This is a genomic window from Arthrobacter sp. AQ5-05 (assembly GCF_003287975.1).
In the GTDB taxonomy this organism is placed as follows: domain Bacteria; phylum Actinomycetota; class Actinomycetes; order Actinomycetales; family Micrococcaceae; genus Paeniglutamicibacter.
In genome coordinates this window covers 37,769-58,022 of sequence record NZ_QMKQ01000010.1, presented here as the reverse complement: position 1 = coordinate 58,022, position 20,254 = coordinate 37,769, and the positions used below count along the sequence as shown (strand labels likewise).

Below are 20,254 nucleotides of genomic sequence, written 5' to 3'. Positions count from 1 at the left end.
CGGCCTTTCACTAGCTCTTGCCGGGGCCAAGTGGACCGCGGCCGCTTCTTCATCCGAACCACCCATGAACCTGGGGTTGGTGCGCGTCTTAGTCGGAGCTTGCCGACGCGTCTCGTGAAGCTGTGTCCCACATTACCGCGATTCGGAGGCCCGCAAGATCTTTTCGTGCAGTTCGTTCCATGCCGGGCCGTCATAGGGCGGCATGTTGTCGTTGTCCCGGCGCATCCCGGTTGACCCGTCGATGAGCTCGCGCACGATGTCGGCATGCCCCGCATGGCGCGCGGTTTCCACGTTCATGTGCAGCATCAGCCGCCCGAGCGTGGTGTGGCGCCGTTCCCCGGGCCACCACGGAACGGTTGCCGGGGCATCCAGGGACAGCGCGGCGATATTGCGGTTTGCCGCCTCGATGGCCCGCCGGTAGAAGGCCAGGACCTCGGCGCACGGGACATCGGCCGCAACCCACATGTCTGCGCCGTCATCCGCATCGGCCTCCAGCGCCGCGTAGTGCTCGTCCTCGATCGTGAAGCCGAGGCATTGGACGAAGTAGCCGTACTCGACGAACCCGAGGTGCTGGATCAGGCCCAGGATGCTGGTGCCCGTGGGCACCATCGGCCGGGTCAGTTCCCCGTCGCTGAGACCCTCGGCCTTCCAGAGCATGGCGTCGCGGGAATTGTCCAGGTAGGTCGCCAGGTGGTCCTTGAGATCGTCCATGGCCCCCAGCCTAGGAGCGCGGGGCCCGGTGGGGAATGGCCCCCTCCGGCGCGGTGCGCCAAAGGGGGCCGTCGGTGGTGCCGTGCGGGGAAGGCCGCCTAGCGTCCGGCGAACTCGTTGAGGTCCGCGCCCTCGGTGTCGCCCTGCCCGGCGACCCGCGCGTTCCAGTTGGTGATGACGGACGGCTCGGTGGGCCGTGTCAGCAGCGAGACCACCACGTAGACCAGTGCCGAGGCGATAAGGCCGAAGTAGATCGGCTCGTTGGCGTAGATGCCGTCGAAGCGGTTCTCCGCCTGGATCTCCAGGGTGATCATGGTGCCCAACGTGACGATGGTTCCGGCGGCCATGGAAGCGGCGGCGCCCAACCCGTTGCCGCGCTTCCAGACCAGCCCGCCGATGATGGCCACCAGTAGGCCGCCGACCAGGATGTCGTAGGCGATGGTCAGGGCCGCGACCACGTCGGAGACCATGATGGCCAGTACGATCGCGACCACGCCCAGCAGCAACACCCAGATGCGGTTGGCGCGCACGTCGTGCTCCGGATTCTCGTTGGTGTTCACCTGCACCTGCTTGCCGAACCAGCTGGCCACGAACGGGGTGACGTCGGTGCGGGCCACGGTGGCAGCGGCAATCAAGGCACCCGAGGCGGTGGACATCATTGCGGCAACCGCCGCGGCCAGCACCAGGCCGCCGATCGCGACGGGCAGCAGCTGCGTGGCGACCTCGGCGTAGACGACGTCCTTGCCCAGGTTGGCGACATCGATCTCCGGCAGTGCCACGCGTGCGGCCAGGCCGATCACGGCACCTGCCGCGCCGTAGAGCACGCAGTAGATGCCGGCGGTGGTGCCGCCCCAGCGGGCCACGGTCGGGGTCTTCGCGGTGAAGACGCGCTGCCAGATGTCCTGGCCGATGAGCAGGCCCAGGGTGTAGACCACGAAGTAGGTGATGATGGTCTGGACGCCGATGCCGTCCCAGGTGAAGAACTCGGCACCGACGCGTTCGCGGATGCCGCCCATGCCGCCGGCGGCGTTCAGCGCGAAGGGAAGCATCAGGAAGAAGATGCCCACGGTCTTGATGACGAATTGCACCTGGTCGGCCAGGGTGATCGACCACATGCCGCCGATGGTGGAGTAGATGACCACGATGACCCCGCCGATGGCGATGGCCATCCAGCGTTCCCAGCCGAAGAGGACCACGAAGATCGTTGCGTAGGCGCTGGTGGAGGTGGCGCAGAGCATCAGCGTGTAGGCCAGCATGACGATGCCCGAGGTGTTGGTGGCCGACTTGCTGCCGTAGCGCAGGGTGAGCATCTGCGAGACCGTGAAGATCTTCAGCCGCTGCAGGGTGGGCGCAAAGAGCAGCGAGAGCAGGATGACTCCGGTGCCGATCGCCACGACCAGCCACATGCCGGAGATGCCGAACTTGTAGCCAAGTCCCACGCCGCCCACGGTGGACGCGCCGCCCAAAACGACCGCGGCCATGGTCCCGGTGTAGAGGAAAGGTCCCAACCGGCGGCCGGCAACGAGGTAGTCGCTGCTGTTCTTGGTGCGCGATTTGCCCCACCAGCCGAAGATGAGCATTGCCGCCAGGTAGACGGCGACGATGGTGCCATTGATGAATTCCATTAAGGGGATGCCTTTGCTTCGGGAGCGGGGCCAACAGACATCAGGTGATGCCTGTTAGTAAACATTTGTTGACTCATAGGCTAATGTGAGATGCCTTACACGTCAATTGCCCTAAGCTGGACAGACCAAATATTTCTTTGAGCACCCCTGGAGAGCCTTGCCCATGAAAGCCCTGCCCGTCGAACCCAGCAGTGCCGCATTGGCCATCGGTTCGCGGATCCGTGCGGCCCGGCACGCCCAGCGACTGACCATCGACCAGGTCGCCGACTCCACGGGTTTGACCAAGGGCTTCCTGTCCCGGGTGGAACGCGACCTGACCAGCCCTTCGGTCGCCTCGCTGGTGACCCTGTGCCAGGTGCTCTCGATGGAGGTCGGCGAGCTGTTTACGGCTCCGGACACCCACGTGGTGCGCCTCGCCGAGGCCCCGAGGATCTCGCTGGGCGGCGAGGGCATCGTCGAGCAATTGGTGACGGCCCGCTCCGAGCGGCGCCTGCAGGTCATTCGCGCGGTCATCGCCCCGCACGGCGAGGGCGAAAAGGAGCTCTACGCCGTGGATTGCGAGGTGGAAGTGCTCCACGTGCTCTCCGGGCGCTTCGTGCTGATCTTCGCCAACGAACGCTTTGACCTGGATGCGGGGGACACCGTGACCTTTCCGGGCCGGGAGCCGCACAGCTGGCTCAACCCGACGGGCGAGGAAGCCGTGGTGACCTGGACCCTGGTGCCGGCCGCTTCGCGCTAGGACAAGCTGCCAAACCCCGTGGATGCGGCACGCGGGAGGAACCGATCAACTCCCCTGGTGTGATCCGCGGCCGACGGGAAGGATTTGCCCGGCTTCATGCTCCGGCATGGGTTGGATGGAGGTCCCCGCGACATCCCGCGGTGGCGCATGGCGCAGCGCAGAAGCAACGAAGATCCCGGCCAAAGAAGTGCGAACACTGTCCCGATCGAGCAGACCCGAGTCATGACGAGGGGGTCCTGGCCCGCCACCGGCGGTGCGAGCCATGCGAGGCAGCGCGCCCTAGCCCACGTGTACCCAGGGCCGCCGGGCGATCGACGGCTCGGCCTCGCGCAGCACCTCGCGGGTCAGCGGCGCGATCTCGCCCTGGCCAAGGAACAGGAAGCGCAGCAGGTTGCGCACCGGGTTCCCCTCGGTCCAGCGGAAGTAGATGTGCGGCATCACTCCTGTCACGTCGCGGATTTCCAGGCAGATCGCGGCAATGGCGGTGGGGATTGAGGGGGCCTCGGCCTGCAGGATCTTGTAGCCGTGCCGGGTGACCCCGCAAACCTTGATGTCCTGGGCGAAGTCCGAGAAGTCGGACACCTTGATCTCGATGAAAAGCACCCGGGCATCCTCGGGCAGGTGGCTGGCCATCTTGGCGTGGGCAAGCTTGTGCCGGTAGCGGGCGGCCGAGAGGCGCACCGGTTCGTGGGCGATGATCCGCACCATCGAATCCTCGGTGGAGGTCTTGACGATCTCCAGGGCCGCGGAGTCCAGGGTCACCGAAGTCGCCCGCAGTTCCGTGGATCGGCGGAATCGGGAAATCAGGGAGACGGCGATGATGCCGGCGATGAAGAACGCCGCGATCCGGATGCCGTCGGGGCGCTCGACGACGTTGGCCGCGGTGGTGTAGACGAAGATGACCGACACGGTGCCGAACCCGATGGCCCGCCACCGCTGGCCCTGGCGCTTGGCGGAGATGGTCACGGCGACCGCGGCTGAGGCCATGAGCACCAGCACGCCGGTAGCGTAGGCGGCGCCCTGGGCATCGACGCTGGCCTCGAAGGCGATGGTGATGACCACGGCGATGCCGATGAGCACCAGCACCAGCGGGCGGATGGCCCGGGCCCACTCGGGTGCCATGCCAAAGCGCGGCAGGTACCGGGGGATCAGGTTGAGCATCCCGGCCAGGGCGGAGGCCCCGGCGAACCACAGGATCAGGATGGTGGACAGGTCGTAGATGCTGCCGAACCCGTCGCCAAGCATCGAATGCGCCAGGAACGAGAGGGCCCGCCCGTTGGCTGCACCCCCGGGTTGGAACTCCGGGGCGGGAATCAGCAAGGTGGTGACCACCGAGGAGAACACCAGGAACACGCTCATGGTCAGTGCGGCGGTGAGCAGCAGCTTCCGGGCCCCGGCAATGCGTCCGCGCGGGTTGGCCTCGGTGTCCCCGGGGGTGGGCCGGATCTGCGGCATCACGGCCACTCCCGTCTCGAATCCGGACAGGCCCAGGGCCAGCTTGGGGAACACGATCAGTGAGATCGCGATCATCATCCACGGATTGGAGTGCGTGGCCGTGAGGTTCAGCCACCAGTGGTCCACGGGTGCCGGATCGGAGACAAGGGAGGCCACGGCCACCGCGATCACCACGACGTTCAGCAGCAGGTAGGTGGCCACCAGCCCCACGGCCAGCCAGATGACCTCGTGGAAGCCGCGCAGGAACAAGGCCCCGAGCAGCAGGATCAGCACGAGCGTGATGATGATTTGTTGCCCGTTGAACCAATCGGGAGTGTAGGGATTCTCGATGATGTGTGCCGAGGCGTCGGCCGAGGAAAGGGTGATGGTGATCATGAAGTCGGTCGCGGCGAAGCCCAGCAGCACCAGCACGAACAGCTTGCCCTTCCAATGCGGCAGCAGGCGTTCGAGCATCGAGATGGACCCCTGCCCGTGCGGGGATTCGTTGGCCACGCGGCGGTACACCGGCAGCGCCGCCCCCAGGGTGACTGCAACGAGCATGAGGGTGGCCAGCGGGGCCAGGGCGCCGGCGGCCAGGGCCGCGATGGCCGGCTGGTAGCCCAGGGTCGAGAAGTAGTCCAGGCCCGAAAGGCACATGACCTGCCACCAGCGGTGTCCGGTCGGCTTGGCGGCAACCTCCTGGCTGTGTTCCTGGCCGATGTCGGTGTCCTTGAGCCATGCTGCAATGAGCTTCGTCCCGCCCGCTCGGCGCGGGGGCTGGACGGGGTATTTGGGGCCCGTTGTTTTCTTCACGAGTGTGAACCCTACTCCTGGTTGAGCATCACTGGATATACCTTGGGACAAGTGCTTTTAGTGACATGCCTGACAGGGTCTACTTTGACATTTAGCTGGCGAAAAGCAACCATTTTGTAGCGGGATACGCAGGGAAGTCGTTTCCTGGTTCGCGCCCGCTCGTTTAAGGACATTGCTTGTGAGTTCCCTGCCCGAAGATTCCGCTGCGGTTCCTTGGCGACCCAAGCGGCTCTGGGCACCTTGGTGGCTGGCCATGTTGTTGGGCGGGGCAATGGGCGCCACCTTGACCTTGCTGCGCGCCTACAGGGAATTCGTGATTCCCGGGGCCATCGCCCTGGCCCTGATCGTTCTTTTCATCACCGTGGCCACGATCATGCGCAGGCAATTTCATCCCGAGGCCCTCGAACCGCCGGTGTCCCTGTCGTATGTGTTGTGGATGGTCTTGCTGGTTTTCCTCGTGGGGCCCGTTCAGGTGATGCTCCTGCCGGCAAACCCGCAAGAGATCGTCATCAAGGCCCTGTCCTTGTCCGCGGGTATTTCCCTCTGCATCTACGGGGCCGACCGCGCCCTGTTTGCCTCATTTGCAAGACCGCGGAATCCCAAACCGGCATCCTGACCTTTGACTTTCCATAATGGAAAGACGAGACTTTCCGTAATGGAAAGTGAGGACTTGCATGTCCGACGAAAAATCCTGGCCAGCCGGCATTGATCCGCGCGAGGCGCTCGCCGAGGTCGACGGCGCCTCCGGTGCCATGGTGCACTCCACGGAAGCTCCCCGCGGCTTCGTGCTTGCCCTGGTGCTGGTCATGTCCACCGTCATGGCGCTGCTCGGAGTTGCTTCGTGGCCGATCCTCCTGGGTGTCGGGACCCTCGCTGTGCCCCTGCTTGCGTGGCGCCTGCTGGTGATGCGCAAGCGGCCCAAGCCGCGCCCCATCCTGAGCCATTCCGGGCCCTACGTGTTGAATGCGTTCCTGCTCGTGTTTGTCATGCAGGCCGGCCGGTTCTGGGAGCCCCGATCGTGGTGGGAGGTTGCCGCCAAGTGGGTTGTCGTGTTTGCCATCTGTTGGTACGCCATGTGCCGCATGCGGACTTCCGCGATCAGGAACCGACTCAAGGACGCCAATGAGCGACCCGTCTAACCCGGCCGCGTTTGACGAGCTGATCCATGCTCCGGTGCGCCTGCGCATCTGCGCTTCCCTGGCCCCGGTGCAGTGGGCCGAGTTTGCCCAGCTGCGCGATGCGCTCGGTGTTGCCGACTCGGTGCTGAGCAAGCACCTCAAGCAGCTGGTCGATGCCCGCTATGCCCATGTCGAGCGCTTCACCAGGGGCGGCCGGAGCCATGTAAGGGTCGCACTGGCCGTGGAGGGCCGCAGGGCCTATGTGGGGCACGTGGCGGCGCTGCGGGCCATGCTCGAGCAGGAGATGTAGTGCGGGGTTTCGCGCGGGAGCCTTGACTGTAAGCCGCGCCACAAATAGCATACAGGGCAACGGTTGTTTCATATTGAGCAACAAGACGTGGCCGGCGGCAGGTACTGCCGGAAACCCCTGAGGGAGAAGATCGTGGAAGAAATCCGCATTGAAGACAACGGAAACATCGGGCCCATCGATGCCTCCAAGATTCCGCGTTTCGCCGGATTGGGGACCTATGCCAGGCTCCCGCGCATCGACCAGGTGCCCTCCGCGGACATCAAGGTCGTCGGGGTGCCGTTTGACTCCGGGGTCTCCTACCGGCCCGGTGCGCGCTTCGGATCCACCCACATCCGCGAGTCTTCGCGATTGATCCGCCCGTACAACCCGGCCCTGAATGTCTCGCCGTTCGCGCTGACCCAGGTCGCCGACGCCGGGGACATGGCGGTGAACCCGTTCAACATCAACGAAGCCATCGAGACCATCCAGCAAAACGCGCTGGACCTCACCGCCGACGGCTCCACCCTGGTGACCCTGGGCGGGGACCACACCATCGCGCTGCCGCTGCTGCGCGCCGCCGCCGAACGCGCGGGAAACCCCGTGGCCATGCTGCACTTCGACGCGCACCTGGACACCTGGGACACCTACTTCGGCGCCGAATACACCCACGGAACCCCTTTCCGCCGCGCCGTGGAGGAAGGCATCCTCGACACCGAGGCCATCTCACATGTGGGCACCCGCGGCCCGCTCTACGGCAAGAAGGACCTCGAAGACGACAAGCGCTTCGGCTTCGGCATCGTGACCAGCTCGGATGTCTACTACCAAGGCGTGCGCGAGATCGTGGACAAGCTGCGGGACCGCATCGGCAACCGCCCGCTGTACATCTCGGTGGACATCGACGTGCTGGACCCGGCCCACGCCCCGGGCACCGGAACCCCCGAGGCCGGCGGCATCACCAGCCGCGAACTGCTCGAGATCATCCGCGGGCTGCGCGGCATGAACATCGTCGGCGCCGACATCGTCGAGGTCGCCCCGGCCTACGACCACGCCGAAATGACCGGCGTCGCCGCCTCGCACGTCGCCTACGACCTGATCTCGCTGATCGCCGACAAGCGCGCCAACGACAAGGCGGGCCAGGCATGAGCCAGAACGACATCGCCGAGGTGGGCACGCGCAACGGCGGGGACCTGGTCATCGAGACCCTCGAGGCGCTCGGTGCCCACACGGTCTTCGGCATCCCCGGCCAGCATGCGCTGGGGCTGTTCGACGCGCTCTCGCGCTCGAAGCTGCATTTCGTCTCCTCCCGCGTGGAAAACAACTCCGCCTTTGCCGCCGACGGCTATGCGCGGGCCACCGGCGAGGTCGGGGTGCTCTTCCTGTCCACCGGTCCCGGCGCGCTGACCTCGCTGGCCGGGCTGCAGGAAGCCTATGCCACGAGCGTGCCGATGGTCGTGGTGGCCAGCCAGATCCCGCTGGACGGGCTCGGCGCCCGCCGCAAGGGCATGCTGCACCAGCTCGATGACCAGAAGGCCTCCGCGGCCAACGTCACCAAGTCCCAGCGCACCGTCCACCACGCCTCCGGCATCCCCTCGGCCATCCAGGACGCGTGGGCGGACGCCATCACGGTGCCGCAGGGCCCGGTCTGGGTTGAGGTGCCCCAGGACGTGCTGCTCGCCCCGGTGCTGGTCCCGCCGGTCATCGACGCGCTGGCCGAGGCCTACGAGCATCCCCCGCGCGTGGAACTCATCGACGAGGCGGTCCGCTGGCTGGCCAAGGCCAGCCGTCCGGTGATCGTGGCCGGGGGAGGCGTGCGCCGGGCCGGGGCGCAGGATGCGCTGCTGGCCGTGGCCCAAACACTGCGCGCGCCGGTGGTTTGTTCGCCCGGCGGCAACGGTGCCTTCCCCTGGAACCACCCGCTGTCCCTGCAGTCCTGGGTCGAGGACCGGCATGTCACCGAGGTCCTGGAGGACGCGGACGTGCTGATCGTGGTGGGATCGGCGCTGGGCGAGGTCACCAGCAACTACTTCACCCTGGAACCGCGCGGGCACCTGATCCAGATCGACGCCGAGCCGCGCGTGCTCGAATCCAACCGCCCGGCCCTGGGCATCCGGGCCGACGCCAAGGCCGCCCTCGAATACCTGGGCGAGGCCCTGGGCAAGCTCGAGGGCGGGACCGAGGCCGACTGGCACGGGCAGGGGCCCGAAGCGGTCGTTGCCGACACCCTGGCCAAGGTCATGGCACGCCTGGACGCCCAGGACCTGGCCAAGGAACGCACGTTCATGGCCGACATCCGTCAAGCCGTGCCCGATGACATGCAGACCTTCTGGGACATGACCATTTCCGCCTACTGGGGCTGGAGCTGCTGGGACGCGCGGGAAGGGGAATTCCATTCCGCGCAGGGCGCCGGCGGGCTCGGCTTCGGGTTCCCCTCCGCCATCGGCGGGGCGCTGGGGCTGGGCGAACGCGTGCTGGCGGTCTCCGGTGACGGCTCGGCCATGTACTCGATCGCCGAGCTGGCCACCGCCAAGCAGCACAACGCGCCGGTCACCTGGCTGATCGTCGATGACGGCGGCTACGGGATCCTGCGCGAGTACATGGAGGGCGCCTTCGGCAAGGCCACCGCCACCGAGCTGGCCCGCCCGGACTTCGTGGCGCTGGCGCAATCCTTCGGGGTGCCGGCCCGGTACGCGGAGCCGGAGAATGTGCGCGAGGCGCTCGAGGAGTCATTCGCCGCGCAGGGACCAAACGTGGTGGTGGTCCAGACGCTGCTGAAGATGTTCGCCCCGACGCACCTGTAGGCGGCCGGCTTCCGGCCGCCTGCAGGGACAAGGGGCCCGGTTCATTCATGGAACCGGGTCACTTGTCGCGTCTGTGGGCCTTTGCGCCGAGACGCCAGGGCGAGGGACGGCTCGTGGCATCTTTACCGGGCGGCGTCCGGATCTTCCGGCGCGTCCTCCCGGCGTTCGCGAATCAGGTCCTTGTTGCGCACCATCCGCAGCGCCGTGACCAGTAGCAGGCCACCGACCATGTTGAACAGCACCGTGTAGCCAAACCAGCCCAGCCAATCCTCGTAGCCGATGGGGACCCCTGCATGGATGGCCCCGAATATGAGTAGCGAATCCAGCACCGAGTGGAACAGCTGCAGTCCGACGAGGATGAAGCCGTCGGCCATGGCCACTGCCATTTTCGCCACGTCGGAGTCGGTGCCTTGTTGCATTCGCGTCATCAGCGTGATGCTGCTGCCGGCAAGAACGGCCAGGCAGACCGACTGCCAGGTGAACCCGGCCTCCACGAAGTGCCGGGCCGCGTCGTCCAGCTCGGGCCTCCATTGGGGAAAGGCCTTCACCACAATCCACATGAAGACCCATCCGCCGACGAGGTTCATCACCAGGGTTGAGCCCCACAGCTTGATCAGCTGGCCGACGCTGGCCTCCTTGGCGGCGACCGCGGCGATCGGCACCAGGAATCCCTCGGTGAACAGCTCGCTTTTTGCCAGCAGCAGGGCAACCATGCCGATGCCGAAGGCCAACCCGGCCAGCAGGTGGTTGTGAGTTTCGTGCATGACCGCGAGGTATGCCATCACGCCGACGCCGATTTCCAGCCCGCCGAAAGTCCCGGTGACCAGCATCGTCGTCCAGGAGCGGGCCAGGCGTTGGGCGCCTTCCTCGACGATTCGGTCGAAGGACTCCTCGATTTCCTCCTCAACCGGGGCCTCGTTGTCGCCCAGCTGCCGCCGACGTTTGTCACTTGTCATTGCTTCCAACCTCCCGCAGATCGCGCGATCGACGTTTCGGCCATGCCTTGGAGCGGCGGAATGTCGTGTTCAAGGATGACATTGCATCCCCGCCATGGCCAGACTTGTTTCTCCGTCCCGCAGGCGCCTGGCGTCCGGCGCGTGCGGTGTCTTCAGGTGTCTTGGAATCCCTCATCAGCTGGCGAAGGGTCCGCCGGAGTCCTGGTTCGACGGCGCGTGCGCCGGCAATTCGGGGCCCGAACTTCGTGGTGCTGCAGGCGCTGGTGAAGATGTTCGCGCCGACGCACCTGTGGTTTGGGACCCCCCGCCGCATCCGCACCGTCTCACGCGGGTGCGGCGTGTTGGGCCGAGGTCCTACGCCGGGATGCTTTTCCGGAGCAAGGGTTGCGCGCCGGCACCCACGGCAATGGCCACCTCGCCGTCCTCTCCCAAAGGAGTGAACCGGTACAACACGCTGCTGATGGACAGTCACGAACCGTGGATCCTGGACAGTTTCTTGTGGTCGGCCTCGGTGAGCGTGAACTCTTGGCCGGCATATTGCAGCGTGTACGTGTGGCTTTCCATGCGGCCAGACTACGGCATGGTCTTGACGTAGGCCCCCAATGCATCGCGCACGAAGGATGCGCCCTCGGTTCCGCCGTAGTTCGCCGCGAAGCGCTCGTCGGCCACATACATTTCCGCCAGGCCCAGGACGTAGGCCCTGGTGTGTTCGGGGGAGCCGGCGGCCGGGGTTCCCGGGATGCCGGTGAGCCACTCGACGTGGCGCCGGGCCAGGTCCTGGGCCCGCGGGGAACCCGGGGTGGTCCCGGCATCGCGGGCCGCGGCGATCCAGTCCTTGCCAAGTTCCTTCGCCCGGCGCTTCCAGTCGTCCTGGCCTTCCTTGCCGAGCCCGCGCCACCAGGCGTCGGAGCTGGCGTAGGCCTCCTTGCCCCAACGCTGCTCCACTTCGTCCCGGTGCAATGTGTGGTCGAATCCGTCAAACATGTCTTGTGCCATGAGCTTTTCGCTTCCTTGGATCGAATTGATGGTGTGTTGCACCGCGGCGATCTGCCGGGCCAGGCGGTCCTGTTCGGCACGCAACAGGGAAAGATGCGTCGTCAAGGCCCGGGACTCGTTGGCCTCGGCCGCGATGAGTTCGGCGATCTGCGGCAGGCCGAGTCCCAGCTCGCGCAGCAGCAGCACGCGCTGCAGGCGGATGAGCGCGGACTCGTCGTAGTACCTGTAGCCGTTGTGTCCGATGCGGCTGGGCGGCAGCAATCCGATGTCGTCGTAGTGTCGCAGCGTGCGGCTGGTGGTGCCGGCGAGCTTGGCAACCTCTTGAATCGAGCGTTCCATGGAATCAACGGTAAAGCTTGACGCAACGTCAATGTCAAGGGGCGGCGCGGGCGGTTCGGGCCCGGGCGGTTGCCTACCCGCGGTCCGTCTCGAAGCCGGCGCCGGGGCGCAGGTCCAGCCGGCGCAGCAGCTGCGCATTCAGCGCGACCACGATGGTGGAGATCGACATCAGCACCGCGCCGACCGACATCGGCAGGATGAAGCCGACCCCGGCCAGCACTCCGGCTGCCAGCGGGATCGAGATCAGGTTGTACCCGGCGGCCCACCACAGGTTCTGCTTCATCTTCCGGTAGCTGGCGTTGGAGAGGTCCAGGACCGAGAGCACCGAGCGCGGATCGTCGCTGGCCAGGATGACCCCGGCCGAGGCGATGGCCACGTCGGTGCCCGCGCCGATCGCGATTCCGACATCGGCCTGCGCGAGTGCAGGTGCGTCGTTCACACCGTCCCCGACCATGGCGACCTTTTGGCCCTCGGCCTGCAGGGCGGCGACCCTGGCGGCCTTGTTCTCGGGCCGGACGCCGGCAAAGACCCTGTCGATGCCCAGCTCCCTGCCCACGGATTCGGCCACCGCGGCCGCGTCGCCGGTGATCATGACGACCTCGATGCCCCGGGCGTGCAGCGCGTCCACGGCCATGCGGGACTCGGGCCGGATCTCATCGCCCAGGGCCAGCGCGCCGATGATGCGCCCGTCGGCGATCACGTGCAGGATGGTTGCGCCGTCGTTCTTCCAGGCCTCGCTGGCGGCCAGCGGCGTCAGCGCGTGGTTGGCCAGCATGTGCGGGCCGCCGACCCCGACGTCGATGCCCTCGACGGTGGCCCGCACGCCCTCGGCAGCGGCCGAGCGGAACCCGGTGGCGGGGGAGAGAACCAGTGGGCGTTCGGCCGCCGCCCGCACGACGGCCCTGGCCAGCGGGTGTTCGCTGTCCGCTTCGGCCGCGGCAGCCAGGGCGAGGATCTGTTCCTCGTCGTGGCCGGGCACCGTGGCCACCGCGGTGACGACGGGTTTGCCCACGGTCAGGGTGCCGGTCTTGTCGAAGAGCACCGAGGTCACCTGGCGCATGCCCTCGAGGGCCAGGCGGTCCTTGACCAACACCCCGCCGGCGGCGGCGCGCTCGGTGGCGATGGAAACCACCAGCGGGATGGCCAGGCCCAGGGCGTGCGGGCAGGCAATGACCAGCACGGTGATGGTGCGGATGACCGCGGCGTCCGGATCGCCCAGCAGCGACCAGGTGGTGGCGGTGATGGCGGCGGCTCCCAGGGCGAACCAGAACAGCCAGCCGGCCGCGGTGTCGGCAATGCGCTGTGCCTTCGAGCTGGAGGCCTGCGCCTCGGAGACCAGGCGCTGGATGCCGGCCAGGGCGGTGTCGGCGCCGGTCGCGGTGACCTTCACGCGGATCGCGGTGTCGGCGGAGACGGTTCCCGCCACCACGCGGGCGCCGGGGCCGCGGGACACGGTCCGGGATTCGCCGGTGATCATGGATTCGTCCAGTTCGGCGGTGCCCTCGGTGACCATCCCGTCGGCCGGGATGCGCCCGCCGGGACGGACGATGACGATGTCGCCCACGGCCAACTCGCCGGGGGAGACCTGTTCGGCGACTCCGTCCACGATCCGTTCGGCGGTGTCCGGCAGCAGCGCGGCCAGGGAATCGAGGGCGGAGGTGGTCTGGGCCAGCGAGCGCATCTCGATCCAGTGGCCCAGCAGCATGATGACCACCAGCAGGGCCATCTCCCACCAGAAGTCCAGGCCGTGGTCCAGGATCCCCAGGCTTGCGCCCCAGGAGGACGCGAAGGCCACGGTGATGCCCAGGGCGATCAGCAGCATCATGCCCGGCTTGCGGGCCGCCAGCTCGTCGCGTGCCCCGGACAGGAAGGGGCGCCCGCCCCAGAAATACATCACGGTACCCAGAAGGGGGGAGACCCAGGGGATCCAGGGGTTCTCGGGCAGGGATACGCCGATGAGCATGGTGAACATGGAGTTGAAGGCCAGCACCGGCAGGGAGAGGGCAAGCATGGTCCAGAAGAGTTTCCGGAAGACCGCGACGTGGCCCGCGTGTGTCGTGTGGTCCATGCCGGTGTGCCCGGGTTCCGGGTGTGCGGCGTGCGTCCCCCCGCCGGGTGGGCGGGGCCCGGCTTCCCTCGGGGTGGTTGTGTGGCGCTGGTGATCGTTCATGCCCATAACCTATACCCCGTAGGGGTATAGATCAAGGGGTGGTGCAGTGTTTCGGCTTGGAGTAGGCGGGAGCCGGCAGGACCGCCGATTAAACGGCTTCGGGCCGGCGGAACCCCGGAAGGGATCCCGCCGGCCCGAAGCCGGAAAGCGAATCACGTGCGAAGGATGCCTAGCGCAGCACCACGGTGCGGTTGCCGTAGAGGAACACCCGGCCCTCGGAATGCCACTTCACCGCGTTGGACAGCGCCTTGCACTCGGTGTCGCGCCCGGCAGCCACCAGGTCCGCGGGGGAGTAGGTGTGGTCGACGTCCTGGACCTGCTGGGAGATGATCGGGCCCTCGTCGAGCTCGGCGTTGACGTAGTGGGCGGTCGCGCCCACGGTCTTGACCCCGCGGTCCCAGGCCTGGTGGTAGGGCTTGGCGCCCTTGAAGGAGGGCAGGAACGAGTGGTGGATGTTGATGGTCATGCCGGAGAGCTTGGCGCTGAGTTCGTCGCTGAGCACCTGCATGTAGCGGGCCAGGACCACCAGCTCCACATCGAACTGGTCGATCAGTTCAAGCAGACGCGCTTCGGCGGCCGGCTTGGTCTCCGGGGTGACCGGCACGTGGAAGAACGGCACATTGTGCCACTGCGCCAGGGACTGGTGGTCGGTGTGGTTGGAGACCACCGCGACCACGTCGATCGGCAGCTCGCCCAGGCGTGCCCGGTGCAGCAGGTCGTTGAGGCAGTGGTCGAACTTGGAGACCATGATCAGCACCCGCTTCCTGGTGCCCTTGGGGACCAGCGTCCAGGTGATCCCGTACTCGGCGGCCAGCGCCTCGAATCCGCCGCGCATGCGCTCGGTCAGGCCCTCCGCGTCGGGGCCGGCTACGTCGATGCGCATGAAGAACTGCCCGGCGCGGCGGTCCCCGAAATGCTTGAGCTCGACGATGTCGCGGCCCTCGTCCAGCAGGAACCCGGTCACCGCATGGACGATGCCGGGTCGCTCGGGGCAGGCGACGGTCAGGACGTGTTCAACTTCGGACTTCGTATCCATCTCAGCACTCCGTTACATTCACGGCGAGTCCGCCGCGCGAGGTTTCCTTGTACTTGGTCTTCATGTCGGCGCCGGTCTGCCGCATGGTCTCGATCGCCGCATCCAGGGACACCTTGTGCTCCCCGTTGCCCTGCAAGCAGAGTCGCGCCGCATTGATGGCCTTCACGCTGGCGATCGCGTTGCGTTCGATGCAGGGGATCTGCACGAGCCCGCCGATCGGATCACAGGTCAATCCAAGGTTGTGTTCGATCCCGACCTCCGCGGCGTTCTCCACCTGGGCCGGGGTGCCGCCCAGGACCGCGCACAGCGCACCGGCGGCCATCGAGCAGGCCGAGCCGACCTCGCCCTGGCAGCCGACCTCCGCCCCTGAAATCGAGGCATTCTCCTTGAACAGGATCCCAATGGCCGCGGCGGTGAGCAGGAATTCCACCACCTTGTCCTGGCTGGCGCCCGGCATGAAGCGCATGAAGAAATGCATCACCGCCGGAATGATGCCCGCGGCACCGTTGGTGGGGGCCGTGACGATGCGCCCTCCGGAAGCGTTCTCCTCGTTCACCGCCAACGCATAGAGATTCACCCATTCCATGGCCCACAACGGATCAGGGACCTGGCCGGCAGCTGCGGCCTCGGTGGCCCGCAGCTTCTCGCGCAGCGCCGGTGCCCGCCGGCGGACCTTGAGCCCGCCGGGCAGCAGGTCCTCGGTGCGGGTGCAACCGTTTTCCACGCACGCTTCCATGACGGCCCAGATCTCCAGTAGCTGTCCGCGCAATTCCGCCTCGCTGCGCCAGGTGAGTTCATTGGCCAGCATGATTTGCGCAATGGACTTGTTTTCGGTGGAGCAATGCGCCAAGAGCTGTGCCCCGGTGGTGAACGGGTAGGGCAGGTCCGAATCGTCGTTCACGATGCGTTCGGCCCCGAATTCGTGCTCGTCCACCACGAACCCGCCGCCGACGGAGTAGTAGGTTTGCTCCTGGAGCAGCGTGCCCGCGGCATCGAACGCAGCAAAGGTCATGGCATTGGGGTGCCCGGGCAGCGCCTTGCGGCGGTGCAGGATGACGTCCTTTTCGTCGTCAAACCCAATGCGGTGTCCATCTGCCAGCTGCAGGGTCCCCGCCGTAATGGACTGCGCAACCAAGGAATCGGCCAGTGCGGTGTCCACGGTTGCCGGGTCGTGTCCCTGCAAGCCCAGGATGACGGCCTTGTCGCTGCCGTGTCCCAGGCCGGTGGCGCCCAGCGAACCGAAAAGCTCCGCCCGCAGGCGGGCGACCTGGGTAAGGCGCCCGCCTGCCAGCAAACCATCGGTGAACCGCTTCGCCGCCTTCATCGGCCCCACCGTGTGAGAGGAGGAGGGGCCGATGCCGATGGAAAACAGGTCCAGTGCACTTAGTGCCATTAGTCGACCTCTGGGGAAGCGAACTCCGTCATGGCGTCGAGCAGCCAGCGTGCCGTGTAATCGGCGAAGGAGGCACGCGGCAGCAGCCGGAAGGTGTCTTCGGCGGTCTTCCACAGCAACACCGGCACCGGGCCGAGCACCGTGGCGATCGCGGTTCCCACGCCGAAGCTGCGCGGGTGCAGGTCCGCCGGGCAGCCCTTTTCCAGCACGAGCCGGGCACTGGGGCCCGAGAGTTCGACGACGGTGCGGTTTGCCGAGAGGTCGACGACCTGGCCCGCGGACTGGCCCAGCGCCGCAACCAAGTCGTCGAACAGCTCGGTGCCTTCCGGCGCCACCACCAGGAACTCGTCCGGACCGCTCCAGAGCACGGCGGTGCCCTCCGCGTTCCCGGCGACCTCGCCCACCGATGCGGGCAGGCCGACACCGGTTGCCGCAGCCAGGGCCGCGTGGGCCTCGGAACCGGGCTCGGCGCGCAGGCCGATCTGCGTGGTGAACGCAAGCTCGCGTGCGCTCACACCGCGTTCCCCGGCCACCGCGCCCTGCTGCAGCGCGAATGCCATGTGCGCCAACGGACTGGTGCGCAATGCGGAAATATCAGTCAAAACTTGCTCAGCCATCTCGACGGCTCCCTTCGGGATCAAACAGTACGGTTTCGGAAACTACAACATCAACGAGGCTTCCATCGACAAAGGCCTGCAGCTTTTCACCGATGCGGGCCCGGCCGTTCTTGAGCATGACCATGGCAAAGCTGCGGCCCAGCGCCGGCGAGTGGTAGCTGGAGGTCGCAAACCCCTCCATTGGCACCGGCTCGGTGGCCTGGGTCAGCGCGGTTCCGTAGTTGACCAGCTGGGTGCCCTCCGGCAGCCGCAGGGTCTTGTCTTCCGGAAGCACCGTGACCAGCTGCTTGCGGTCCTCGCGCTTGTTGTCCACGCGGTCGAAGGAACGCTTGCCCACGAAGTCCTTGACCTTGGAGACGACCCATTCCATCGAGGCGTCCTGCGGAGTTACCGTGCCGTCGGTGTCCTGGCCGACGATGATGAAGCCCTTCTCGGCGCGCAGCACGTGCATGGTTTCGGTGCCGTACGGGGTGATGTTGAATTCCTCCCCGGCCGCGGCCACTGCTTCCCAGACCTTGAGCCCGTACCAGGACGGCACGTTGATCTCGTAGGCCAGTTCGCCGGAGAAGGAGATGCGGCAGACCCGGGCTGCGATGCCCGAGGCCAGCACGGTCTCCTTGAAGGCCATGAACGGGAAGGACTCGTTGTCCAGGTCCAACTCGGGGGCCAGCTTGGCCAGCACGGCGCGGGACTTGGGTCCCACCACTGCAACGGTGGAGTACTGTTCGGTGACCGAGGTGCACTTCACGTCAAGTTCCGGCCATTCGGTCTGGAGCCATTCCTCCAGCCAATCCAGCACGCCGGCGGCACCGCCGGTGGTGGTGGTCATGAAGAACCTGTCCTCGTCCAGGCGCAGGGTCACACCGTCGTCGAAGATCATGCCGTCGGCCTTGCACATCAGCCCGTAGCGGGCCAGCCCGGGCTTGAGCTTCTTGAAAGCGTTGGTGTACATGCGGTTCAGGAACTCGCCGGCATCCTTGCCGCGGATCTCGATCTTGCCGAGGGTGGAAGCATCCATGAAGCCCACCGAATCGCGCACGGCCTTGGACTCGCGGTAGACCGCGGTGTCCATGTCCTCGCCTTCCAGCGGGTAGTACCAGGGGCGTTTCCACTGTCCCACGTCCTCGAACAGCGCACCGCGCTCCACATGCCAGGGGTGGATGGAGGTCAGGCGCGCGGGATCGAAGAGCTCCCCGCGTTCGCGCCCCGCCAGTGCCGCGAAGGCCACCGGGGTGTAGGGGGCGCGGAACGCGGTGGTGCCGATGCCGGCCACGTCGTTGATGTCCAGGGCGGAGGCAATCACGCCGATGGCGTTGACCCCGGAGGTCTTGCCCTGGTCGTTCGCGGTGGAAATGGAGGTGTAGCGCTTCACATGCTCCACCGAACGCATTCCGGCGCCGACCGAACGCAGCACATCGGCGACGGTCTGGTCGCGCTGGAAGTCCACGAAGTGGTTCTTGTAGTCGGCGGCTTCGCCGTCAAGCGAAGGCACCAGCCACAGGGCGCGGGAAGCGCCCGGGGTCTCCACCGGGGCGCTGGGCACCGAAGCGGTGCTTGAGAACCCGGCGGCCGTTGCCGCGTCGGCTCCGGCGCGGGCGCCCTCGGCCAGCGCGGAGGCAAGCTCCAGACGCCCGTTCATGGCGCCGGCGGTCTGCTGGTTGGCCACCGGGTGCGTCGGGACGAACGCGGAGAGGGCCTCGTTCCAGCCCAGGCGGCGTTCGCGCTGGGAGTGCAGGTGCACCACCGGGTTCCAGCCGCCGGAAACGGCCAGCACATCGGCGTCGATGGTTTCGACGCTGCCGGTCAGGGCGCCGTGGGCGTCGATGCCGCTGACGGTCACCGAGGCCAGGGCACCGTCGGCGCCTGCCGCGGTGTTGGCGACCACCGAGCCGGTCAGGACCCGGACGCCGCGCGCGGAGAGTTCCGTCGCGCGAATCGAGGGCTCCTCGCGGGCGTCGACGACGGCAGCCACGCTGGTGCCACCGGCCAACAGGTCTTCGACCAGGGCGTATGCGGAATCGTTGGTGGTGGCCACGACGATCTGCCGGCCGACCTGGACGCCGTAGCGGTTCAGGTACGAGCGGGCGGCGGCGGCCAGCATGATGCCGGGGCGGTCGTTGTTCTCGAAGACCAGCGGACGCTCGTGCGCGCCGGTGGCCAGCACGACCTGTGCGGCACGGATGTGCCAGATGCGTTCGCGGGACACCCCGGCACCCAGCTCGCCGCCCAGGTGGTCGGTGCGGCGCTGGACTGCCAGGATGTAGTTGGCATCGTAGCTGCCGAATGCGGTGGTGCGTGCCAGGTAGGTGAATTCCTCGACCGCATCCAGGGCTGCGCGGGTCTCGGCAATCCACTGCGCGGCCGGCTGGCCGTCGATGGTTTCCGTCGAGGCCGAAAGCAGCGAACCGCCGGCTTCGGGCTGTTCGTCGATGAGGATCACGCGGGCACCGGACTTGGCGGCCTCGCGCGCAGCTGCCAGCCCGGCGGGGCCGGCACCGACGACAAGTACGTCGGTGTGCACGTGCTTGCGGTCGTAGATGGCCTCGTCGGTGCGCGGATCCAGCTGGCCCAGGCCCGAAAGCAGGGTCACCTCCATGCCGTCGGTCAACTCCACGGTGGTGGCCGGGAGCATGGATTCGTTCACGTGCCCTGCGTAGCGGGCGCCGATCTTGACCAGCGCGTTGGATTCCTCGACGCCGGATGACATGATGCCGCGCGGGCGGTCCAGGTACAGCGACGGGCCGCAGGCCTTGAGCCCGGCTCCCAACATGGCGGAGGCCACGGTGTCCCCGGCGAAACCGGAAAGTTCCTTGCCATCAACGGTGAAGGCGATTTCACGCCCGCGGTCGATGCGGGCGGATGCCGATGCTTCTGCGCCGAGTCGGTGCGAAGAAGTGGTGCTCACTTGGTTCCTCCCTGTGCTGGTGCGTTGGTGGTGGCGATGGGTTGCGGTTCGCCTGGCTTGTAGACGGCCTTGAATTCATAGGTGAGGGTGTCCCGCACGGCGTTGAACCAGCGGCGGCAGCCTGCGGAGTGGACCCAGCGTTCGGCGAAGAGCCCCTTGGGATTCTTGCGGTAGAACAGGAATTTGGCCCATTCGTTGTCGGTCAGTGCATTCGGGTCGGCCGGGTAGGCCACGTGGGCTTCTCCGCCGTAGCCGTATTCGGTCTCGTTTCGGGGCCCACACCAGGGGCATTCGATGAGCATCATGGTTGTGTGG

The 20,254-nt window shown here is 66.9% G+C and carries 17 protein-coding genes and 1 riboswitch; of the genes, 6 read left to right on the top strand and 11 right to left on the bottom strand.

Annotated features, from left to right (window positions below; genetic code table 11):
* Window positions 1–8: 8 nt before the first annotated feature.
* Window positions 9–120: riboswitch (SAM riboswitch) on the bottom strand.
* A gap of 12 nt (window positions 121–132) precedes the next feature.
* Window positions 133–711, bottom strand: coding sequence for a DinB family protein (locus DQ353_RS10660; RefSeq protein ID WP_113762742.1), 579 nt, complete (start codon window positions 709–711; stop codon window positions 133–135).
* Window positions 712–809: 98 nt separating this feature from the next.
* Window positions 810–2,336, bottom strand: coding sequence for a sodium:solute symporter family protein (locus tag DQ353_RS10655; protein WP_113762741.1), 1,527 nt, complete (start codon window positions 2,334–2,336; stop codon window positions 810–812).
* Window positions 2,337–2,499: 163 nt separating this feature from the next.
* Here DQ353_RS10655 and DQ353_RS10650 point away from each other — a divergent pair, with 163 nt between their 5' ends.
* On the top strand, window positions 2,500–3,075 hold the full coding sequence (locus tag DQ353_RS10650) for a helix-turn-helix domain-containing protein (protein WP_113762740.1): 576 nt from the start codon (window positions 2,500–2,502) through the stop codon (window positions 3,073–3,075).
* 279 nt (window positions 3,076–3,354) lie between these two features.
* Here the strand turns inward: DQ353_RS10650 and DQ353_RS10645 are convergent, their stop codons facing one another.
* Window positions 3,355–5,166 (bottom strand): APC family permease, encoded by a 1,812-nt coding sequence (locus tag DQ353_RS10645; RefSeq protein WP_113762799.1) that lies wholly within the window; start codon window positions 5,164–5,166, stop codon window positions 3,355–3,357.
* Between the two features lie 334 nt (window positions 5,167–5,500).
* Between DQ353_RS10645 and DQ353_RS10640 the strand changes: the two genes are divergently transcribed.
* The 5 genes from DQ353_RS10640 to DQ353_RS10620 all read left to right on the top strand — a co-directional run bounded on the left by DQ353_RS10640 (window position 5,501) and on the right by DQ353_RS10620 (window position 9,527).
* Window positions 5,501–5,938: a hypothetical protein gene (locus DQ353_RS10640; RefSeq protein WP_113762739.1), complete on the top strand. Its 438-nt coding sequence runs from the start codon at window positions 5,501–5,503 to the stop codon at window positions 5,936–5,938.
* 58 nt (window positions 5,939–5,996) lie between these two features.
* Window positions 5,997–6,461 (top strand): hypothetical protein, encoded by a 465-nt coding sequence (locus DQ353_RS10635; protein WP_113762738.1) that lies wholly within the window; start codon window positions 5,997–5,999, stop codon window positions 6,459–6,461.
* Window positions 6,445–6,750 carry a transcriptional regulator gene (locus tag DQ353_RS10630; protein ID WP_113762737.1) on the top strand — a complete coding sequence of 102 codons (306 nt, stop codon included), beginning with the start codon at window positions 6,445–6,447 and terminating at the stop codon, window positions 6,748–6,750. Before DQ353_RS10635 ends, DQ353_RS10630 begins: the two co-directional genes overlap by 17 nt.
* A 132-nt stretch (window positions 6,751–6,882) precedes the next feature.
* The gene (gene speB, locus DQ353_RS10625) at window positions 6,883–7,872 is read left to right on the top strand and encodes an agmatinase (RefSeq protein WP_113762736.1); all 990 of its coding nucleotides are present in this window, start codon (window positions 6,883–6,885) and stop codon (window positions 7,870–7,872) included.
* A complete protein-coding gene (locus DQ353_RS10620; protein WP_113762735.1) occupies window positions 7,869–9,527 on the top strand; it encodes a thiamine pyrophosphate-binding protein in 1,659 nt (552 codons plus the stop codon). The genes speB and DQ353_RS10620 overlap by 4 nt, the downstream gene beginning before the upstream one ends.
* Window positions 9,528–9,649: 122 nt before the next feature.
* Here the strand turns inward: DQ353_RS10620 and DQ353_RS10615 are convergent, their stop codons facing one another.
* From DQ353_RS10615 to DQ353_RS10580, 8 genes are all read right to left on the bottom strand, one after another.
* Window positions 9,650–10,483 carry a formate/nitrite transporter family protein gene (locus tag DQ353_RS10615; RefSeq protein WP_113762734.1) on the bottom strand — a complete coding sequence of 278 codons (834 nt, stop codon included), beginning with the start codon at window positions 10,481–10,483 and terminating at the stop codon, window positions 9,650–9,652.
* Between the two features lie 573 nt (window positions 10,484–11,056).
* Window positions 11,057–11,818: a MerR family transcriptional regulator gene (locus DQ353_RS10610; RefSeq protein ID WP_113762733.1), complete on the bottom strand. Its 762-nt coding sequence runs from the start codon at window positions 11,816–11,818 to the stop codon at window positions 11,057–11,059.
* A gap of 73 nt (window positions 11,819–11,891) precedes the next feature.
* On the bottom strand, window positions 11,892–13,988 hold the full coding sequence (locus DQ353_RS10605; protein WP_113762798.1) for a heavy metal translocating P-type ATPase: 2,097 nt from the start codon (window positions 13,986–13,988) through the stop codon (window positions 11,892–11,894).
* A gap of 169 nt (window positions 13,989–14,157) precedes the next feature.
* Window positions 14,158–15,024 (bottom strand): formyltetrahydrofolate deformylase, encoded by an 867-nt coding sequence (gene purU / locus DQ353_RS10600; protein ID WP_113762732.1) that lies wholly within the window; start codon window positions 15,022–15,024, stop codon window positions 14,158–14,160.
* A 1-nt stretch (window position 15,025) separates the two neighbouring features.
* Entirely contained in the window at window positions 15,026–16,417 is a 1,392-nt protein-coding gene (locus DQ353_RS10595; RefSeq protein WP_113762731.1) for an L-serine ammonia-lyase, read from the bottom strand.
* Window positions 16,417–17,034 (bottom strand): sarcosine oxidase subunit gamma, encoded by a 618-nt coding sequence (locus DQ353_RS10590; protein ID WP_113762730.1) that lies wholly within the window; start codon window positions 17,032–17,034, stop codon window positions 16,417–16,419. Before DQ353_RS10590 ends, DQ353_RS10595 begins: the two co-directional genes overlap by 1 nt.
* Window positions 17,027–19,939 carry a sarcosine oxidase subunit alpha family protein gene (locus tag DQ353_RS10585; protein ID WP_220094005.1) on the bottom strand — a complete coding sequence of 971 codons (2,913 nt, stop codon included), beginning with the start codon at window positions 19,937–19,939 and terminating at the stop codon, window positions 17,027–17,029. The genes DQ353_RS10590 and DQ353_RS10585 overlap by 8 nt, the downstream gene beginning before the upstream one ends.
* Entirely contained in the window at window positions 19,936–20,244 is a 309-nt protein-coding gene (locus DQ353_RS10580; protein ID WP_113762729.1) for a sarcosine oxidase subunit delta, read from the bottom strand. Before DQ353_RS10580 ends, DQ353_RS10585 begins: the two co-directional genes overlap by 4 nt.
* Between the last annotated feature and the right edge of the window lie 10 nt (window positions 20,245–20,254).